General features: G+C 59.1%; 17 protein-coding genes. 10 read left to right on the top strand and 7 right to left on the bottom strand.

The genetic code is table 11. The features are described from left to right. Position 1: 1 nt before the first annotated feature. Both RR_RS05750 and RR_RS05745 read right to left on the bottom strand, forming a co-directional pair. Positions 2 to 514, bottom strand: coding sequence for a plastocyanin/azurin family copper-binding protein (locus tag RR_RS05750; RefSeq protein ID WP_011222994.1), 513 nt, complete (start codon positions 512 to 514; stop codon positions 2 to 4). 246 nt (positions 515 to 760) lie between these two features. Next, entirely contained in the window at positions 761 to 1,486 is a 726-nt protein-coding gene (locus tag RR_RS05745) for a DUF7260 family protein (protein WP_007189901.1), read from the bottom strand. Positions 1,487 to 2,025: 539 nt separating this feature from the next. Here RR_RS05745 and RR_RS05740 point away from each other — a divergent pair. From RR_RS05740 to RR_RS05700, 9 genes are all read left to right on the top strand, one after another. Next, the gene (locus RR_RS05740; RefSeq protein ID WP_011222993.1) at positions 2,026 to 2,832 is read left to right on the top strand and encodes an IclR family transcriptional regulator; all 807 of its coding nucleotides are present in this window, start codon (positions 2,026 to 2,028) and stop codon (positions 2,830 to 2,832) included. A 717-nt stretch (positions 2,833 to 3,549) separates the two neighbouring features. Next, entirely contained in the window at positions 3,550 to 4,833 is a 1,284-nt protein-coding gene (gene gdhB, locus RR_RS05735) for a glutamate dehydrogenase GdhB (protein WP_004962147.1), read from the top strand. A 6-nt stretch (positions 4,834 to 4,839) separates the two neighbouring features. Beyond that, complete coding sequence (gene rocF / locus RR_RS05730) at positions 4,840 to 5,787, top strand: arginase (protein ID WP_004962144.1); 948 nt, start codon at positions 4,840 to 4,842, stop codon at positions 5,785 to 5,787. Positions 5,788 to 5,881: 94 nt separating this feature from the next. Further along, on the top strand, positions 5,882 to 7,204 hold the full coding sequence (locus RR_RS05725; RefSeq protein WP_011222992.1) for an aspartate aminotransferase family protein: 1,323 nt from the start codon (positions 5,882 to 5,884) through the stop codon (positions 7,202 to 7,204). A gap of 59 nt (positions 7,205 to 7,263) precedes the next feature. After that, positions 7,264 to 8,052 (top strand): transporter substrate-binding domain-containing protein, encoded by a 789-nt coding sequence (locus RR_RS05720; RefSeq protein ID WP_004962138.1) that lies wholly within the window; start codon positions 7,264 to 7,266, stop codon positions 8,050 to 8,052. A gap of 4 nt (positions 8,053 to 8,056) precedes the next feature. Continuing rightward, positions 8,057 to 8,737: an amino acid ABC transporter permease gene (locus RR_RS05715; protein ID WP_004962136.1), complete on the top strand. Its 681-nt coding sequence runs from the start codon at positions 8,057 to 8,059 to the stop codon at positions 8,735 to 8,737. Further along, positions 8,734 to 9,486 (top strand): amino acid ABC transporter ATP-binding protein, encoded by a 753-nt coding sequence (locus tag RR_RS05710; protein ID WP_004962134.1) that lies wholly within the window; start codon positions 8,734 to 8,736, stop codon positions 9,484 to 9,486. The genes RR_RS05715 and RR_RS05710 overlap by 4 nt, the downstream gene beginning before the upstream one ends. Then, positions 9,483 to 10,460, top strand: coding sequence for an amino acid ABC transporter permease (locus RR_RS05705; RefSeq protein ID WP_007189893.1), 978 nt, complete (start codon positions 9,483 to 9,485; stop codon positions 10,458 to 10,460). The genes RR_RS05710 and RR_RS05705 overlap by 4 nt, the downstream gene beginning before the upstream one ends. A 42-nt stretch (positions 10,461 to 10,502) precedes the next feature. Continuing rightward, a complete protein-coding gene (locus tag RR_RS05700; protein ID WP_011222991.1) occupies positions 10,503 to 11,219 on the top strand; it encodes a helix-turn-helix domain-containing protein in 717 nt (238 codons plus the stop codon). Positions 11,220 to 11,568: 349 nt separating this feature from the next. Here the strand turns inward: RR_RS05700 and RR_RS05695 are convergent, their stop codons facing one another. Together RR_RS05695 and RR_RS05690 are read right to left on the bottom strand one after the other, a co-directional pair. Next, entirely contained in the window at positions 11,569 to 12,606 is a 1,038-nt protein-coding gene (locus RR_RS05695; protein ID WP_011222990.1) for a tyrosine-type recombinase/integrase, read from the bottom strand. After that, on the bottom strand, positions 12,603 to 13,016 hold the full coding sequence (locus tag RR_RS05690) for a DUF5805 domain-containing protein (RefSeq protein ID WP_004962123.1): 414 nt from the start codon (positions 13,014 to 13,016) through the stop codon (positions 12,603 to 12,605). Before RR_RS05690 ends, RR_RS05695 begins: the two co-directional genes overlap by 4 nt. Before the next feature lie 1,742 nt (positions 13,017 to 14,758). Between RR_RS05690 and RR_RS22930 the strand changes: the two genes are divergently transcribed. Further along, the gene (locus RR_RS22930; protein WP_004962120.1) at positions 14,759 to 14,881 is read left to right on the top strand and encodes a hypothetical protein; all 123 of its coding nucleotides are present in this window, start codon (positions 14,759 to 14,761) and stop codon (positions 14,879 to 14,881) included. 361 nt (positions 14,882 to 15,242) lie between these two features. Here RR_RS22930 and RR_RS05680 read toward each other — a convergent pair whose 3' ends face one another. Genes RR_RS05680 through RR_RS05670 form a run of 3 tightly spaced genes read right to left on the bottom strand, consistent with a single transcriptional unit; the run spans position 15,243 to position 18,846 of the window. After that, positions 15,243 to 15,671, bottom strand: a complete 429-nt coding sequence (locus RR_RS05680) for a hypothetical protein (protein WP_011222987.1) — start codon at positions 15,669 to 15,671, stop codon at positions 15,243 to 15,245. A gap of 56 nt (positions 15,672 to 15,727) precedes the next feature. After that, positions 15,728 to 17,650, bottom strand: coding sequence for a HAMP domain-containing protein (locus RR_RS05675; protein WP_011222986.1), 1,923 nt, complete (start codon positions 17,648 to 17,650; stop codon positions 15,728 to 15,730). A 2-nt stretch (positions 17,651 to 17,652) separates the two neighbouring features. Beyond that, the gene (locus RR_RS05670; RefSeq protein WP_049938755.1) at positions 17,653 to 18,846 is read right to left on the bottom strand and encodes an ABC transporter substrate-binding protein; all 1,194 of its coding nucleotides are present in this window, start codon (positions 18,844 to 18,846) and stop codon (positions 17,653 to 17,655) included. Between the last annotated feature and the right edge of the window lie 167 nt (positions 18,847 to 19,013).

Here is a 19,013-nt window from a genome sequence, read left to right as displayed (position 1 = left end):
ATCAGACCACCTTGATTGTGCCGACCATCCCGTTCATCTCGTGGGGGATGCAGTAGTACTCGTACGTCCCGGTCGTCTCCAGCGTGACCTCGTAGCTCTCACCTTTCGGAATATTACCCTTCTGTCCGTTGCTGTAGCCGTCTTTCGCGGCCTGCAGGGAGTCGAACCCGCCGGACGCGAAGTAGTTCGCGCCGTCGGGAATCTCCTCCTCGTAGGCCGTCACCGTGTGGCCAATGCTACCGACGTTCTCGAACGTGACCGTCGTCCCTGACTCGACCTGGATTTTCTTCGGCTCGTATGCCAGTTCGTCCGTCATTTCGACGGTGCTCGTCTCGGCCCACTCGGACCCGCTCCCGCCGTCACTGGACTCGGTCTCGCCGCCGTCTGACGCGTCACCGCCGCTCCCCGAATCGCCGTCATCGCCACTGTCGGACCCGCCGCCCGACGAACAGCCAGCCAGCGCGACTCCAGCCGCGAGACCCAGACCGCGTACGAATGTTCTACGCGTTTCCATGATAGCTCACGGCTGCAACTCGAAGACCAGCCTGTATATATAGGGAACCGCACTCTCATTTGGCAGGAAGCCGGGCGAATATGTTCGCCGGTAAATAGTGAATGGTGACTCTTCGTGACGATTGCCACAGAATACAACGACTGTGTAATCGTCTCTGGGCTCCCCGAGTTGGGTGGTGGATGCCGGCGGCCAGTTCACCGCGCTTCGGTGACGCCTACGACTGTCTGCTCTGGGGACCGCCTTCGTTCAACTGTCCACAGATTCCTGTAGCCGCGCGAGACTGGTCAACACCGGATACGTCCAGAACTGCTCTTCGTACATATACGTGCAGAACTCGTGTGTCTCGAACCGGTGAACGCTTGCGTGGAGTTGGTCTTGGCGCTCCTGTAGCAGCGCTGTAACGTCGTTTCGGAACGTCTCGCGATACCACTCAGGCACGACTGTGCTGTCGAGTGTCTCGATGATCTCCTGTAAACTGCTGTGGTACTCCTGCATCGATTCCTGTTCGATTTTGACAGCGCGGTCCAGCGAGATCCGTTCGTCGATTGCTTGCTCAGCCGCGGCCACCAGCGAGCGTTTGAGCGGCGGTGAGAACCCGACGTTCGTCTCAGGGTGAAACAGCGCTGCGTAGTCTGGCCCGAACTCGATAGCGACGTTCTCGACCAGCGATTCGTCGTACACTGACTCGTAATGGTCGACAGCCAGCACCGTGTCGGCGTAGGCGTCCCGTAGCGCTTTGACGGGGCCAGATTCGGACTGTCGACTTCGCGCACCAACGGGGGCGGAGGGCTGTTGGGCGGGGTCGACGGCACGCAGACGCTGTAGAAAGTCCTCGAGCCCGTCTTGCTCGGCTGCAAGCTCGGTATGCTCCACGTCGAGCACAGTGAGAGCCGTCTCTATCGGCTCGAGAATGTGGTCTCGCCATGTGTGCAGGAACCACTGCGTGCCGTCCTGCGCAGGCGTCGTTGACATACTAGTCTCTCGTTCAGTAACAACAATAAGTGTTTTAGTTACCCGTCAACACCACCGTGTTCTGGACGGTTATTTATAAAGGCACTCGGGACAGGAGCGTTGCGTTCGCTGTGTGTCTTGCGGTCTCGGTACATCGGCAATTCCAGTTGGAATGGAATAGCATCTGGTTCCGGGACCAAGACCTACCGATCAGATTTGGATATAAATACGTACCATCTAAAATATACGAGGGTCAAAATTCGCTACTGAATCAAAAATAGGCACATCTGTGATTATTTTTGCGCCTAACTAAATCTACAAACTCGGATTATTGAGATATAATTGCGATATCGATAGCTGAAGGCTGTCTATCTGCATGAGTAATATTAAAAAAACACGACTTTGGATATGTTTCGAGCGAAGTATTTCTATATACCGGTACCCGTACAGTCTTATTGTGTCGGGTATTGACAGGTGTCGGTTGCCAGCGGCCGCTGGTTGGTCCGGCCGCTCATCGCTTACATCTGGGTTTTAAATAATGACGGCAACTCTACTCGGTAATGACCGACGACGCCGACACACAAAACACGGGCCGGCGGATACAGTCCGTGGAGAACGCCTGCGAAATCATCGAAGCCGTACAAGAGGCAAACAGCGCGACATTGCAGGAACTGAGCGAGCGAATCGAACTCTCCCAGGGAACGCTGCACACGTATCTTGCGACCCTGACCGACTGTGGCTTTCTCACGAAGGACAACGACACGTACCAGCTTGGCTTTCGGTTCGTCACGATGGGCGAACACGTCCGCAACGAGACAGAGCTCTACACTGCCGGCCAGGAGGAAGTCGACAAACTGGCCGACAGGTCCGGTGAGTACGTCCATCTGGTCGTCGAAAACGACGGCCGCGAAGTCGCCATCTACGAGCGGCGGGGCGAACACGCCGTCGGGATGGACTACCACCTCCAGTTGCGGGAGGCCCCACAACACCTCCACGACAGCGCTTCGGGGAAGGCAATCCTCTCGTGTCTCCCGGACGAGCGCGTTGAGAAAATAATCGACCGGGAAGGCCTTTCACAACAGACACAGCACACGATTACGGACCGAGAGACGCTCTGTGACGAGCTAGAAACAATTCAGGAGCGAGGATACGCGACAAACGACGAGGAAGAGATCCGTGGCCTCCGGGCAGTCGGTGCGCCGATTTTGGACAACGATGGGACCGTTGTTGGCGCGGTCAGTGTGACTGCACCGACCAGCCGTCTGAAAGGGGCCCGCTTCGACAGCGAAATTCCTGAGATGGTGATGGAGGCAGCGAACCTCATCGAAGTCAATCTCGAAATGACCTCGTTTGACCGGAGCACGTAACAGCGGCGTCAGACGCTCGTCGCTGTGTGTCAGCGATGACCACTAACCAACGACAGTATCCGCCCTCCAACATTTGGATAGCTCAAATCTCGGCTACGCTACTGTGACGGTGGGTCGGGGCGATTCTTCCAGCAAGGCATCCACAATAACAGTCGTACCATCGTTAGTGGCCCTGCCAGGATAGCACAGCGGGTCGAGTAGCTGTGGCTGTATGCGGTCTACGGCCGGAGACTCCGAGATTGGACCGTTGTCGCCGACATACCTCGATACAGTACTCCGCTGCTACGACGCTAAGCCTGTTTTTGACTTTCTCAAACCAGTTGCCGGCACCCTATCCGGTAGTTAGACGCGATATAGCGCGCATACAGTATCCTCTGTGCCAGCAGGCGCACCTTTGTGCAAATACTGTAATCCCTCTCAAATTGAGCATATCAAGTCCATCTAACGGCAGTATTTTACAGATAGGGCATTAGAGGTGCTTATTGTTCCCTGAGAACTGCTTGAGGAATTTTTGTTGACTTTTGCTAGTATCAAATTATCTGCCTCGAAGACAGTCCCAAATGTTTATTAACAATACCAGTATTGATGCCGATACACTGTCTCACTCCAGCCGTCGGATGTTGACAGTACATACGGACACAGCGTGCTGAACAACCCAGCGTACTCGCCCCATTGGTCCCGAGTGGGCGTACGCACCGCCAAACCTACCAACCAATCATGAGCACACAGAAGGAGCCACCAGAGCAAGCGACAGACGAGGACGAATCGCCAATCGCGACTGCCCGCCGCCAACTGGAGCGAGCGGCCGAACACCTCGACCTTTCTGAGGGGATGCTTGAACAGCTCCGTCACCCATCGAAAACTGTCGAGGTATCCGTTCCGATCCACCGGACAGACGGGAGTGTTGAAGTGTTCAACGGATATCGCGTCCAGCACTTCGAGGTCCGAGGGCCATACAAAGGCGGTATGCGATACCACCCAAGCGTCTCCGCCGAGGAGTGTACGGCGCTGGCGATGTTGATGACGTGGAAGTGCGCGGTGATGGACCTGCCCTTCGGCGGCGCGAAGGGCGGCATCGTCGTCGACCCGTCGACGCTCGACGCACAGGAGACCGAGCAGTTGACCCGCCGGTTCGCCGAGGAACTACGCGAAGTCGTCGGGCCGACAAAAGACATCCCTGCACCCGATATGGGGACCGACGAGCAGACCGTCGCCTGGTTCATGGACGCGTATTCGATGCAGGAAGGCGAGACGGTTCCCGGAATTGTGACCGGCAAGCCGACGGCAGTCGGCGGGACGCACGGCCGTGAGGAGGCACCCGGCCGAAGCGTCGCTATCGTTGCCCGCGAAGCACTCGACTACTACGATGGGAGCGTCGAGGGAGCCACTGTGGCTGTACAGGGCTTCGGCGCTGTGGGCGCGAACGCCGCACGCCTCCTCGATTCCTGGGGCGCCTCCGTTGTCGCTGTCAGCGATGTCGACGGCGGTATCTACGACGAATCCGGCCTCGATATCGAATCCATTTCCGCCGATGGTGACGAGCACGGCCAGCTGGGGGCTGTTGACGCACCACGTCAGCTATCCAACGCCGAGCTACTGGAACTCGATGTCGATGTCCTCATTCCCGCAGCAGTCGGGAACGTCCTGACCGAGGAGAACGCTGCGGACGTGCAGGCGAGCATTATTGTCGAAGGAGCGAACGGCCCGACAACGACAGCGGCCGATACAGTGTTTGAGGAACGCAATATCCCAGTCATCCCGGATATCCTCGCCAACGCCGGTGGCGTCACCGTGAGCTACTTCGAATGGCTCCAGCACATCAACCGACGGAGCTGGTCCCGGGAAGAAGTCAACGACGAACTCGAAGCCGAGATGCTCGATGCCTGGGAGGCCCTGCAGGCCGAAGTCGAGGATCGCGATGTCACGTGGCGAACGGCTGCCTATATTGTCGCGCTCTCGCGAATCGGTGACGCTATGAACGCCCGTGGGCTATGGCCGTAACAACGGATGTCGCTTCAGTCAACCCAGTCGCGAGACCGCAGTCGTCCCACGTCACCTGTCGCGGTGCTCGGTGTCCCGTTCGCCCTCGGTGCCGACCGACGCGGCGTCGACATGGGTCCGTCAGCGATTCGCTACGGCGGCCTCAGCGCCGCGCTCGATACGGCCGGCGTCGACTACACTGACGCGGGGGACCTTTCACCGCCGACGCTACAGTCCCAACCGGCGTCCGCCGACGCCAGTGCGAAGTACCTCGATGCTATCGCGGAGATGACCGACACGCTTGCTGACCGGGTGGCGACCGAAATAGCCGACGGGAGCGTGCCGCTGGTGTTAGGCGGTGACCACTCTATCGCAATGGGCACGATGCGCGGTGCGGCTCAGGCGTCCGAACTCGGCGTCATCTGGTTCGACGCGCACGGGGATTACAACACCCCGACCACCTCGCCCAGCGGCAACGTCCACGGGATGCCGCTTGCGGCCGCTCACGGCTACGGCGATTTCGCAGAGATGCCGTGGGCCACCGCCCCGAATGTCGCCGAGGAGAACACTGTCATCGTCGGCGCACGGAGTCTGGATGCTGACGAACGAGCGGTCCTCCGCGAGAGCGACATCTCCGTCTTTACGATGGCGGACATCGACAAGCAGGGTATCGGCTCAGTCACCGATGAGGCACTTGATATCGCGACTGACGGGGTCGATGACATCCACGTGAGCCTCGACCTCGATTGGCTTGACCCGGATGACGCGCCGGGCGTTGGGACGCCGGTCCCGGGTGGCGTCACCTACCGGGAGGCACATACGGCGATGGAACGGGTCGCCGACCGCGACGCCGCCGAATCAGTGCTGCGCTCGCTCGATGTCGTCGAAGTCAACCCCATCCTCGACCAGCGCAACACGACGGGCGAGCGAGCGGCCGAACTCGCCGCCAGCGCATTCGGCAAGCGGATCCTGTAGCCCAGTTTCGAACCGCAGCAAGGACCCAGTTATGCGGCCGGTACGCGGGCCCGGAACACAGTGATTTATTACTGATGATTTCGATTATGCTAGCATGGACCGCGATACTGCAGAGCCATGTGTCGATAGTATGCCTGGCCCACAGAGCAGCGAGTGGGTCGAGTACCATCACGAAACCGCCGCGCCGAGCACGTATGTGTACGACTTCGTCTGGGACATCACTGAGGACGCAATCGGTCCGTTCTGTACAGACGCGGACGGCAACGTCCTGCTGGATTTCACGTGCCACGTCGCTGCGTCGCCGCTCGGATACAACAACCCGAAGATGCTCGACCGTGCCGACGAGTTCGACATGGTCGACCCGCTGAAGATCGCCGGCCAGGACTTCTACATCAGCACCGGCGGCTCACCCGACGAAACGTCGCTACCGGGACCTGCCCACCTGATGGACAAACTGACCGATATTACCAGCCAGTACGACTTCGACACCGTCTTCCTCTCGAACTCCGGTGCCGAGGCCGTCGAGAACGCGATGAAGATCTGTTACGATAATTGCGAGACGCCGAAGTACGGCATTACCTTCGACGGCGCGTTCCACGGTCGGACGCTGGGGGCGCTTTCGCTGAACCGTTCGAAATCCGTCTATCGCCGGAAATTCCCCGAAATCAGCGGGATTCACGACGTGGAGTACTCCGAGGCTGGCGTCGAGCGCCTCCGTTCGAAACTCGACGCAGACACCGGCCACATCCCGCCCGAGGAAGTCGCGTTCCTCATCCTCGAGCCGATACAGGGCGAAGGCGGCTATCGCGTTCCGAATCCCGAGTTCCTCTCGGCCGTCGACGACCTCTGCCGGGAACACGATATCCCGATCATCGCCGACGAAATCCAGTCAGGAGTCGGCCGCACTGGCGAGATGTGGGCCGTCGACCACTACGACATCGAACCGGATGTCATCACGAGCGCGAAAGCGCTCCGGGTCGGCGCAACCGTCTCCCGGTCGGACATCTTCCCGTCCGAAACGTCGCGGCTCTCCTCGACGTGGGGGGCCGGCGACATCCTCGGCTCGATGCGCGGCGCGCTGACTCTTGCTGCTATCGAGGACCACGACCTGCTAGATAACGCCGCCGAGAAGGGGACGTACTTCATGGATCGGCTCCGCGAAATCTCGGCGGGCCGTTCGCTGGTCGAAGACGTGCGCGGCCTCGGCCTGATGACCGCGCTGGAGTTCGATACGGCTGATCGACGCGACGCCGTGATGGAAACCGCGCTCCAGCACGGCCTCCTCACGCTCGGTTGTGGCCAGAAATCTCTCCGACTCCTCCCGCCACTCGACGTTACCGAGCGCGAACTGGAACTCTGTCTCGACATCCTCGATTCGGTGTTTACCGAGGTTGCAGACCCTGTCGCGTCCGCCTGACCCTCGCTATTTCTGCGGTAACCGAAATGTTAAAATATGACTGATTCGACTGTGGCACTATGCCACGAGAGGCACGCGTAGACAGACGGAGGTATCTGCAGGCAATCGGTGGTACTGTCGCGACCCTGTCGGTCGCTGGCTGTCAGTCGGACAGCGGGGACTCACAGACGCTCACCGCGGGCACAGCGCCGGGCTTTCCGCCGTTTGAGATGAAACAGGACGGCGAACTCGTCGGCTTCGACGTCGAGTTGCTGGAAGCCGTTGTCGCGGCGACGGAGTACGAACTGAGCGGCTGGGAAGAACTTGAATTCAAATCACTCATTCCAGCGCTGAACAACGGGAACGTCGACGTCGTTGCGGCGGGCATGACGATAAACGACGAACGCGACAAAGCCATCGACTTCTCTGACCCGTACTACAGTTCGAATCAGGCCATCATCGTCCGGGAGAACGGGTCGTTCTCACCGTCGTCGCTGGAAGACCTCTCTGAGGCAGCGGTCGGGGCACAGAAAGGGACGACCGGTGAATCCGTCATCAAGGATCAGCTCATCGAAGCGGGGACGATTCCAGAGTCGCAGTACAATGCATACGGTAACTACGTACTCGCCGTCGAGGATTTGCTAAACGAAAACGTCGACGTCATCATCATCGATGTCCCCGTCGCGAACTCGTTCGTGGCAGACCGCCCGATCAAGTCTGCGTTCGTCCACGAGACTGGTGAGCAGTTCGGCTTCGGGATTCAGTCCGGTAACGACGAGCTTGCGGGCGCGCTCAACAGCGGGCTAACCACAGTCGAGGACGACGGGACGTACCGAGACCTGACCGAGAAGTGGTTCGGACAGAAGTGAGGCCATGGCAGCAATCCTACTCCAGACTGCCGACTGGCTGTTCGTTGTCGATAACATGGGGCTGTTGCTCGGCGGGACAGCTGTCACCGTCGCGCTTACCGTAGCCAGTATTCTCCTTGGATTCGCCATCGGGTTCCCGGCCGGTGCGATAGAGGTGTACGGCTCGGACAGAGCCCGTCGGCTGGTCGAACAGGTCGGGGTTGTCCTTCGTGGCACGCCGCTGCTTGTCATCATCATGATCCTGTACTTCGGCCTGTCCGTTTCCAGTAGCGCGTTCGTCACGGCGACCATCGCACTCGGACTCCGGAGCGCCGCCTACCAGTCCCAGATCTTCCGCGGTGCGCTCCAGAGCGTCGACGATGGGCAACTGGAAGCGGCACGCGCCGTCGCAATGTCCCGGTTCGAAGCGATTCGGCACGTCGTCGTCCCGCAGGCGCTGCGCCGGAGCGTTCCGGGCTTCCAGAACGAGTTTACTATCGTCCTCAAGGACACGAGCATCGCTATCGTCATCGGTATTGGCGAACTCCTAACGACGGGCCAGAACCTCTACGAAGGCGGGCAGTCGACTGCGGCACTCGAGATATTCCTCGCCGTCAGCCTCGTCTACTTCGTGCTGACGTTCGCGACGAACCGGTCGCTCGACAGACTCAGCGACTACTACGCGGTACCGGAGGGAACGACATGACACAGCCACTACTCTCAATCGACGACCTGCACAAGTCCTACGGGAGCGAAGAAGTACTGGAAGGCGTTGGCCTCGAGATGGATCAGGGCGACGTGACGGTCCTCATCGGGCCCAGTGGTTCGGGCAAATCCACGTTGCTCCGATGTGTGAATCGGCTAACCGAGATCAACAGTGGCCGGATTGCGCTCGACGGGGAAGACGTGACTGGGGCAGACACCGACGTCAACGAACTGCGAAAACAGGTCGGGATGGTGTTTCAGGATTTCAACCTCTTTGCGCACCTGACTGCGCTCGAAAACGTCACGCTCGGGCCAAAGAAAGTACTCGGGATGGACGCTGCTGACGCCGAGGCCGCCGGACGGACGCATCTCGAACAGGTCGGATTGCTGGAGCAGGCGGACTCATACCCCGCCGAACTCTCTGGCGGACAGAAACAGCGCGTCGGCATCGCTCGCGCACTCGCGATGGACCCGGAACTGCTGCTGTTCGACGAGCCAACCAGCGCGCTCGACCCCGAACTCGTTGGCGAGGTCGTTGAGGTGATGCGCGACCTCGCAGCGGAGGGCATCACGATGCTCGTGGTCAGTCACGAGATGGATTTCGCCCGGTCGGCCGCGTCTGACATCGTGTTCCTCGATGACGGCGAGGTCGTCGAACACGGCCCACCGGAGCAACTGTTCCAGAACCCCACAGCGGACCGAACCGAGCAGTTCCTGAGCAGATTGCACGCGCACGAGGAAACGGCATGAGCACAGCTGAATCCACAACATCACCGCTCCGGGACCGCGTCGGGACAGTCTTTACCGTCCGTCCACTTACAATCGGCCTGACGCTGTTCTGGATCTGGGTTCTGGCCCGGTGGACTACCGATTTCGTTCTCGCAGGAGTATTTGGACTCGACCGTGGCACACCGTTTCTCCCGGCGGCCCCGTTCCTGACAGCAGCGGATACCGTCGCATCGCTCGCCGCGCCGCTCGGTGCCGCCGGAGCGCCGCTGGCATGGTTCGCTGAGACGCTCCGGTTCGCCGCCGACGCGACGGCGTACCTGCCGGCGCTGGCACATGGCATCTGGACGACGGTCCTACTGACGGTCTTCAGTGTCTGTCTCGGGTTCGCGCTGGCGCTCCCGCTCAGCGTCGTTCGCGTGTACGGAGGGCGGTGGGCACGGTGGCTCGCCCTATCCTACACTGAACTCATCCGCGGAACGCCGCTGCTCGCCCAGTTGTTCGTGCTTTACTTCGCGACCTCACTCACGCAGGTTCTCAGAGGCGTCCCGGGGGTCGGTGTCGGATTCATTCCAGCACAGGCGTTCTGGGTCGCCGTTATCAGCTTCACGCTGAACAGCGCCGCCTACCAGTCCGAATATCTGCGCGCGTCACTGGACTCGGTCGACGGCGGCCAGTTGACTGCCGCACGCGCAATTGGGCTCTCAAAGCTCGAAGGGATACGGTACGTTGTCGTTCCACAGGGTCTGCGACTCGCGCTTCCCAGTTGGACGAACGAACTCGTGTATCTCATCAAGTACTCCTCGCTGGCGAGTTTCATCACTGTTCAGGAACTGTACGGCAGGACAAGCACCCTCGCTAACGAGACGTACCAGTATACAGAACTGTTTGTGCTGGTGGCAATACTGTACCTGGCCCTCGTTGTGTCGGCATCAGCACTGATGGACCGCGTCGAATCGCACACTGCAACCGCCGGTGTCGGACACACTAGACAATGACCACTCTCTTAGGGCCCCCAACCAATCATTTCAGCACATCCCATGAGTCACACTGAAAGCGCCGGCGCACGACTGACGCTCGACCTGTGGCACCCGAACTGCTGGGCTATCGAAGCAACCGACCGCACCGATGGCGGTATCCTGGCACACACGGTGCAACAGACTGCACAGTCGCCGACAGCATCGGTCAACGGCGTGTTTACGGCGTACGGTGCCACGAAGTCGGCTGTCGAGGACTGTCTCGACGCAGTCCGCGCGTCATCCCACGCTGGAGAGATACAGGAACTTCAGGCACGTGTCGGCCACAAGCGCGATGCGCCGGGCACCGTCGTCAGGCAGTTCCTGCTTGAGTACGACCCGGGTGAGTTGGTCTGTCCGACGCTACTTGAACACGGGTTCGTCCACAGCGCCCCCGTTCGCATCGAAGACGGCCGCGAACGGTGGCAGGTGAGTTTCACCGGCGAACGGCCCGAGATTCAGCCCGCACTCGAGGCTGTTGAGGCTGATGCCGACGCTGACGTGTCGGTCGAATCCATCGTCACGCCGGACAGCGATACTGAGCGGTCAGTGGGTGGGCTGCGAACCGACTCGCTAACGCCGGCTCAGCGACGAGCCTTCGAAGCAGCCCGCGAAGCAGGCTACTACCAGTGGCCGCGCGGGATTTCGGTCCGCGAACTCGCCGCCGAGATGGATATCTCGAAGACGACGCTTCTCGAACATCTCCGAACCGCCGAGTCGAAACTTCTGGACCCTGAGTAGTTTCTCCAGATGGCCCTTCCTCCAGATAGCGTCTGATATGTGAGTGTGTGCGCTTAGTGCCGACAGTCTCTGGTTCTGCCCCCGTCTCAGTCTGTGGTGTGCTATACACTGGCTTGCTGTTTGGAAAGTGCCTGTCAGCGGACTGTTCGACCGATTTCACCACAGGATCGTTCCACGGGGCAACCGGCGCATGGAACCCGCCTGTCCCGTATGCAATTAGCAAAACAGTCATTGAGACTGCATAAATCCGAAGCAGAACGCACCCAATTCAATATAGCGCTATGAAGTTTATTAGTTCAGCAGCGACCATCCCGAATGCGATTACGGTGTTAAACAATTGATTAAAAAATTACAATAGCGAGTAGATTTCAGCCTCGTATACATCCCTGACTCGGGTCCCCCACTCGTGGGTGTACGTGTCGATGACGTCTTGGGCCACGTCGCCTCTGAGGTATTTGACGACGCCGCGGTCGCCGGTCCGGTCCCGAAGATGCGTCGTGAAGAAGTGCCGGAAGTAGTGCGGCGTCACGTTCTCTTCGGCTCCCCCACCGTCCGTGTACCAACCGAACTCGCGGGCGTGGGATTCGACGATGTGGTGTACCATGTTCGGCGTGACCCGCTCTCCCCAGCTGTCGCTTGTAGACACAAACAGCGGCGCTGCCGGGGACTGTGTGTCCGGCCGAATCGCGAGCCAGCGTCGTAGCACGGATGCCAGCTCGGCGTCGACTGGAATCGTCGTTTCCCGCTTCCGCTTGTTGGACGCGGTCCGTTCTTCCCCGTTGCTGGCCTCGCCACGGGCCGGGTCCGAGGCGACGAACAATGAGTCCGGACGCCCGTCGAGGCCCGCTCGGACCGGGATCTCCGGTCTGGGCCCGGGGGTTTCGAGGTTGAGGTCACGGATATCGAGGTTACACAGTTCGCCGGCCCGCATTCCCGTCTTCAACAGTGTCACTATGATAGCTCGCTCTAGCGGGTGCGAGACGCTGTCTACGAACGCACGCATCGACTGGAGGTCTATCTCCCGGCGGGTCGGGTCGGTGTTGATGGACTCATCCATCTCCTCCATGACCAGCGTCATCGGGTTCGATTCGAAGGCGCCTACCTGAGTCATGTACGCGAAAAACCGGTGCAGATAGGAGGCATACGTCGCGACAGTGCTTTCCTCGACATCACCACGGAGGCTGTGGACGTATGCCATGCAGTCCCGGTGCGAGGCCTCTCGGACAGGGAGGGGCTGGTGGCCGTCCGCCAGATAGGATTCGAAGTCCCGAAGGACGCGCTCGTAGGACGCACGAGTCCGGTCGCTCTTTCCGTGGTACGTGATATCATCGAGGAAATACCCGACCGGGTCCGACTCGGCGTCCGGTGTCGCTGTATCTGTGCTCATTCGTCTCGAACATACCCCCCGTGTCGCCCACTGTACTGCACTTTGTTGTCTGACTGCAGTTCCTGCAGTACGTCTTCGAGTCGCTCCTCGATATCGTCGGTCAGCTCTGCGAGCAGGTCGTCCCACTCGTAGTAGTCCCCGTCAGCAAGGATCTCCTGGACCCGGTCTTTCAGCCCGTCACCCCCAGGGGTAGCGTCCGGAGAATGGGGTTCCTCACTATTGCTCCCAGCGGCGTCTGATTCAGTTGTCTCGGAGGCTGTTGACTCGAATCCGCTTCGACCCGCCTGTACCATCGTCCGGACGAACTCGCTTTGACTCATATCCAGTTCCTCGGCGTGGGCCTGCCACTGTTCTTTCTGGTAGGCCGGAATGTACGTCCGAACCGTCGTTCGCTCACTGTCACTGGACACATTTCACCCTCGGACGCCGGGAACTTCAATGTAGTCCCATACTCAGAGATAAACACACTTATTTGGGTGTGTAGTACCCTATTTCACCGGAATTTGCTGCGTTACTGCAAAAAATTCTACATTTTGACGGATAGTAAGCACACACTCACAAATATTAAAACAGGTGCAGATCGCCGTACTCTCTGGTTGGTCCGCCTGCCCAACCAGATTCAGGTGGACGAAAGCAGACTACCACCTGTTAACAGGTATTAGTATTCGATTTGGTGCAGTGAACGACCACGGGGAGAGTCCGAGACTATACAGGATCCACTACTCGCCGAAGTCGAACCTATGGAGCTGGCAGTCTGTCTACCTGCTCGGCCTCACTGACTTCCCTGCACGGTTCGGTTGGCTCCTTGACCTTCCCACGCTACGTAGCATCCACAGTCCCTCGGATGTGGTATGTGTCACTGTAGCTGGCATCCTCTCAGCGGAGAACGGCGGCAGTTTTCCTCTTGAGTCTCAGCCAGTCTAGTGTTCCCGGACGCGAGATGCTTGTCACACAGGACGGTACTCCGGTCTATGCGCTAGTCTTTGAGACAATGAAGGGTAGACTCCAAATAGGCGTGGTCGTCTCGCTCAATCCCACGAGCCGCGTCGTCAGCTTGACTGCCTGTTTTGCGTGCCACTCCAGAACCGTTTCTGACAACGTACGGTCGGCTCGGCCTTTGATACATACCGGACAGTGAGCGTGGTCTTGATCCCCCGTCAACAGGCCTGCATCGCCCACTGCAGGCACTTCCGGCATCCTTCTCACCGAGAGACACTGAGTCCACGCTGCCCTCGTCCAGTCGTTCCAGGAGGGCGCGACATAGCGCTTCTAGAGCGTGGCGGCGTCGGGTCCGCTTCCGGGACAGTTGCCGGAAACGCTCGCTACTGCATTGGCCTCTGTGGCCGTCCAGAAAACTCCGCCTTCCGTGGTTCCGAGCGATTCCGTTTCTCGGGCAACTTGGACTGTCACTGGGCGCTTTTCTGTCGTTTTACGGAACCGCTGGACCAACTCACAGCCTTCGTACAGGTATTGCTCGTCAGTCGTGGAGTACGGGAGACGAGAGTATGCGCACCAATGTCCGGAGCGCCATTTCGTCGGCCAGTAGCGTGTCCCGTGCCTCGCCAGAAACAGTCGCGGGTTGCAACGCTCGACAGGTGCACTCAGCCCCGTCGTGCCGTAGGTCCAGCCTGCTTCTTGTCGTCGGAATAATGTGGGTCACCAGCGGTTTCGAGCTGGAGACGCCTGGTGTGGTTGTATCAGTTTTCAATTGGACCCCATTCGGCACCTCAGACTCAGACTCAGACTGCTCGCCTCATTCGACGATGTATGAGTGCTGCGAATGCTACCTTTGCGTACACGCCAATCACGATCATTGCCACGGAAGTCCGGCGGGCTCGGTATCCTGTGACTGACGTATTCGGCTCGTCACGAGACCTGTTCGTATCGAAGAACCCGCGTAGCGCTTCGCTGTCTTTGTGTATCATCCGGAGAGTGTAGTGCACCGAGAATAGCCTTGTATTGGCTTCAAGCGACCCTGTCTCGGCGTGGCAGCTCCGCGCACGTAACACCAAACACCTCCGATAGATGGACTCCAGTATAACTCACGAGCACTAATATTGCTGAACCGAAACCCTCCTACATTAGCGTGTCGAGACTGAAGCTAGCGATATGCGTTCCCGACGACACGCGTTCTCTCAGGAGAGTGAGTCCGGTGGCTAACGACGCACTCGTCCTTTTGTTCATGATTGCGATTGTACTGGTAGTCATGGCTGTCACCCTTATTGGCGGGTTCTATCTGGTCAAATACCTCGTCGAGCGTACGTTTAATTCATAAGTTCGGGCCTGCTGGGGTTTCTGACTGTGGGGCTGACTGACTGATATTTCCGCGGGTGATCCATTCCGTAATTACCGATGGTAATCTCTATACTCCACCCTCGGTGATCTACCCGGAACACATAAACTGTATGTGGCTATATCGAATTTGAGTTAGCACTACCTATTCAGATTGGAGAGCAATCCCTTGGGGAACGGCGGGCTATCTCACGCTGGCACGTCGACTGACTCCGGAAGAGGTGAGCCGGGCTCCTTCGTGGCGAGGACAGTCTCTCCCCACGAGCTACTTGAATTCAGCGTTGGCTCACCGTGAGGGCTGTCAGCAGAAGCCGACGCTGTATAACCGCCTGTTCACTGTGAAATCAGCCGTCCCCATCTTCTCCGGTCGCCGCTCCCAGAATCGTCGTTTCGGTGTCGAAATACGTCGGCGCATCGGTGTCGATTTCGAACTCCAGAACGGTCTCAAGATCGCCGGAGCCCCCGGCGAGTTGTTCTGCAAGATCGGTATACCCCTCAGCGAGCGTTCGGTACTCGTCTAGTTCTGCCTGTTTCGCTTGCGCTTGCTCCTGCTTGGCCTCAATGTCTGCGACAGTCGCCTCCGCACTGGCGTCCGGTCGTTCGGGACCCCCAGTCAATGAGGCGCGCGCATCAGCAGTGTCCTGTTCGATCTCCGCAAGTAAATCGGAAAGCTCCGCACTGCGCTGGTCCAGATGGCCCGCAAGAATCGCAGCTTGGGTTCGACAGTACTCGGCGAGTTCTGCTCGTGAGATATCGCCTGCGTCGTCGCTCATTGAATCTGGTACGACGCCAGCGCGAAAGTCGGTTTCGGTGAGAGCAGTGAGGCGGGTTACTCCTCTTCCTCTTCTCCGAGGCTCTGTGACGGACCGCCCGAGAAGACGAACTCGTGCTCGGCTTCAGTTTCGAAGCGGTTCAGGATGTCACCGAGTGGTTTCGCATATCGTTTGAGCTGCTCGGCTCGCGAGGACACTTCGTTGAGCTCTGCAGCCTGCTCTTCGGCTGCGCCGGCGACGGTCTGGGTTTCGGCCATCATCTGGTCACTCGTTTCGGCGGCTGACTGTAGCGTCGTCGCCACCGTCCGGAACCGCTCAAGCGAGTCGCCCAGATCGATGTCCGGATTATCCGCTTCCAACTCTTCGAGCGTGTCTACGAGGGTGTCGAGGTCCTCGGAGATGGTTGCGAGGCGGTCCTTCTGGTCGTAGGCGTCGTCGGAGATCTTCTGTGTCGATTCGGCGACCTGTTCGGACGCGTCACGGACGGACTCCGCACTCGACAGAACGACGTCTCCAGATTCCGCGACTTCGTCGGCGAAGCTGTTGAGCTGGCCGATGGTCTTTTCGAGTTCGTCGACCATGCCGTTGAATTCGCTGGCGATACGGTCCATCGACTCGTTCTCGCCGTCTGTCGCCATCCGTTCAGTGAGGTTTCCAGCGGCCGTCTCCTCCATCACGTCGGAGAACTCCTCGGCCTTCTTCTGGAGGTACTTGTTGACTTCGAGGGCTTCGGCGCGGGAAACCTCCGCTTCCTTCTGTGCACGCTCGGCCTCGTTGATCTGTTCTTTGAGGGCGTCGCGCATATCAGCGAACCCGCTGTACAGGCGACCGATGTTGTCGATACGACTGGTAGCGATATCGATGTCGAGGTTCCCCTGTCGCATCTGGTCCGTCTTTCGGGTCAGGCGGTCGATCGATGTTGCCGTGTTGTATCCGAGTATCGCACCGACGCCCGCAATGAGCAACACCATCAGCGCCGTCCCGATGAGCCCGTACTGCTGGACGTTCTGGACGAAGCCAAAGACCGCGGAGTTGGGCGCGTGCACGAGGACGACCCAGTCTGTCCCCTGTATCGGTGCGTAGCCGACGGTGTAGCGCTCGCTGAGCACGTCGGCTGCCGGCATATCAGCGGTGACACCGGATTGCTGTTCCGAGGACCGAAGGTCGTTCGCCTCGCTGATCGGTTCGTTAGCGCGACTGTTCTCGCTGTATGACTGCAGCATATTCCCACCGAGGCCGCGGCTCCCGTCTCTGGGTTCGTCGATCATGACGACCGCCGACCCGTTGACGACTTGGGTAAACCCGCCTTCAGCCCTGTTGTTCCCCTGAAGCGAGTTCGCGATCTCGTCAAGCGAGTATTCGATGAGGATATACCGATTCTGCGAGGCATCGACAGGGCTGACAAAGCCGACGACCGGGCCCGAGTTCGTCTGGTACACGTCGGAAACGACGACATCGCTTGCCGTTTCGAAGTTCGTACCGGTAAGCCAGGCCCTGCTCGTCGATTCGAGCGGTGAGTTGGTCAGCACCTGTGAGTTAGATGTGCTGGCGACAACTTGCGATTGGGCGGCATTGCGTTCAACCAGATGGATGTCGGCAGCATCTGCGGACAAAGCGGCTTTCCGATTGTTGAGTTCGATATCGATATCATCGGTATCACTACTGGCCCAGATGTCGTTGGAAGAGACGAACTGGGTCGATAGCCGGTTTCGGTCGACCCACTGTGACAGGATGTCAGCTTCCTGTGCGGCGGCGTTTTCGTAGTCACTCAGAACCTGTTGTTCCGTGTAGTTTTTGACCTGCTCTGTCGCGGCAAGGCCAACGAGACCAACCGACAGCGCCATAATAAAGAGGACGATACCGAATTTGAGTGCGAAGTTTCGCCGGATGGCATCCGGGACGACTGTCGCCAGAATCCCACCGGAGGCGTTCGAATCGTTCTCTGAACTGTCTGGTATCTGTGTCTCTCCTGAACTCATACTTAGCTCCCTCCAAGCGAGCAGTTAGCCGCTGGCCCGCTGTCGCACGCATATTGTACATCCGCTGGCTCCCCAATCAGGTCGTAGTAGGTGCCGTAGGATTGCTGTATCTCTGACTTCCCCCTTACAACCGGTACTTGACGCATCGCCTGATGGTCACAGGCCCGGAGCGTCTGCGGTCCGAGACCGGCGTCGTACTCGTGTCCTTCGAGCGCTCCGATGACATCGATCGGGTTGAACGTTCCCGCCCGCTCGACTGCGCTGGCGTATTGCAACGCTTGCGTGTACGCGATGTGCGCTGCCCCCGATGGGGCTGCCGATTTCGAGGACCCCGTCGAACTGCCATACTCCTCACGGAACGTTTCTCGGAAGGTGTTAGACAGCGGCGAGTTGATCGCCCGACTCCAGGCGACTGTTCCGATAACGCCCTCTATCGCACCGCCTGCGGTCTCGGCAATCTCTCTCGAAGCCATCGGAAGGACGATATTCGATTCCGGGAACTCGTCTCGGAACGCTCTGAGTGCGTTTACTGCGTCGAGGCCGCCGAGCCCGAGGACGATCACGTCGAAATCAACCGACTTGATGTCTGCGGCGTACTGGGAATAATCGCTTGTCCCGACCTGTGCAGTCGTATCCCAGACAGGTGCCCAGCCGACATTCCCGAGGGCTGCATCCATATCGTCCCGGAGCGTCTGACCCCAGTCGTTGTCCTGAAAGATCTTGACGTAATTGGCATTTTTTCCGAACTCGTCACTGAGGGCTGGGGCCAGCGCCTCGGCCGCCATGTGGTTGTTGAACATCTCGCGGAAGGAGTATCGGTTGCAGTCAGCACCCGTCAGCGAGTTCGTGTTAGCCATCGTCGCCATGTAGATAACCTGGTTCTGCGCAGCAACCTCCTGATTTGCCAGGCCAGCACTGCTTGATGTCCCACCAGCAAGCATAATCACCTCCTCACCATCAACAAGCCGCTGTGCGTTGCTTCGGGCAGTATCTGAACTTCCACCCGTGTCCTCGACAACGAATTCGACATCTTTGCCCAGAAGTCCGTCACCGTCCAGAGGCGAATTGTACTTCTCGCTTGTTACCCACCCACCACCGTTGTTAATGTGCTTGACCGCGAGTTTGAAACCGCGTATCTCCTGCTTACCGGCCGTTGAGTACGCCCCGGAGGAAGCAACGTTGAAACCGAACGTCACCGAATCCCCGGATACCGGAAAGTTTCCAACTGGAGTTGGGGCCGGCGTCCCGTCCCCATCTGTCACACCCTCGCTGCCACCACAGCCCGCAAGTCCGGCCAACCCGGCGGCACCAATCGAACGGAGTAGGTCTCGCCTAAAGACGGACGGCCCACCACCATTTCTCC

Source organism: Haloarcula marismortui ATCC 43049 (assembly GCF_000011085.1).
In the GTDB taxonomy this organism is placed as follows: Archaea; Halobacteriota; Halobacteria; order Halobacteriales; family Haloarculaceae; genus Haloarcula; species Haloarcula marismortui.
The sequence above is the reverse complement of the archived record's forward strand: the minus strand, read 5'-3'. Positions and strand labels throughout refer to the sequence as shown.

Excerpts from the sequence above, each read along its gene's own strand:
- RR_RS05680 (WP_011222987.1), bottom strand. The coding sequence starts at position 15,671 with ATGAGCGACGACGCAGGCGATATCTCACGAGCAGAACTCGCCGAGTAC.
- RR_RS05745 (WP_007189901.1), bottom strand. The coding sequence starts at position 1,486 with ATGTCAACGACGCCTGCGCAGGACGGCACGCAGTGGTTCCTGCACACA.
- RR_RS05725 (WP_011222992.1), top strand. The coding sequence starts at position 5,882 with ATGGACCGCGATACTGCAGAGCCATGTGTCGATAGTATGCCTGGCCCA.
- RR_RS05715 (WP_004962136.1), top strand. The coding sequence starts at position 8,057 with ATGGCAGCAATCCTACTCCAGACTGCCGACTGGCTGTTCGTTGTCGAT.
- RR_RS05720 (WP_004962138.1), top strand. The coding sequence starts at position 7,264 with ATGCCACGAGAGGCACGCGTAGACAGACGGAGGTATCTGCAGGCAATC.
- gdhB (WP_004962147.1), top strand. The coding sequence starts at position 3,550 with ATGAGCACACAGAAGGAGCCACCAGAGCAAGCGACAGACGAGGACGAA.
- RR_RS05675 (WP_011222986.1), bottom strand. The coding sequence starts at position 17,650 with ATGAGTTCAGGAGAGACACAGATACCAGACAGTTCAGAGAACGATTCG.
- RR_RS05695 (WP_011222990.1), bottom strand. The coding sequence starts at position 12,606 with ATGAGCACAGATACAGCGACACCGGACGCCGAGTCGGACCCGGTCGGG.
- RR_RS05705 (WP_007189893.1), top strand. The coding sequence starts at position 9,483 with ATGAGCACAGCTGAATCCACAACATCACCGCTCCGGGACCGCGTCGGG.
- rocF (WP_004962144.1), top strand. The coding sequence starts at position 4,840 with ATGTCGCTTCAGTCAACCCAGTCGCGAGACCGCAGTCGTCCCACGTCA.
- RR_RS05750 (WP_011222994.1), bottom strand. The coding sequence starts at position 514 with ATGGAAACGCGTAGAACATTCGTACGCGGTCTGGGTCTCGCGGCTGGA.
- RR_RS05710 (WP_004962134.1), top strand. The coding sequence starts at position 8,734 with ATGACACAGCCACTACTCTCAATCGACGACCTGCACAAGTCCTACGGG.
- RR_RS05700 (WP_011222991.1), top strand. The coding sequence starts at position 10,503 with ATGAGTCACACTGAAAGCGCCGGCGCACGACTGACGCTCGACCTGTGG.
- RR_RS05740 (WP_011222993.1), top strand. The coding sequence starts at position 2,026 with ATGACCGACGACGCCGACACACAAAACACGGGCCGGCGGATACAGTCC.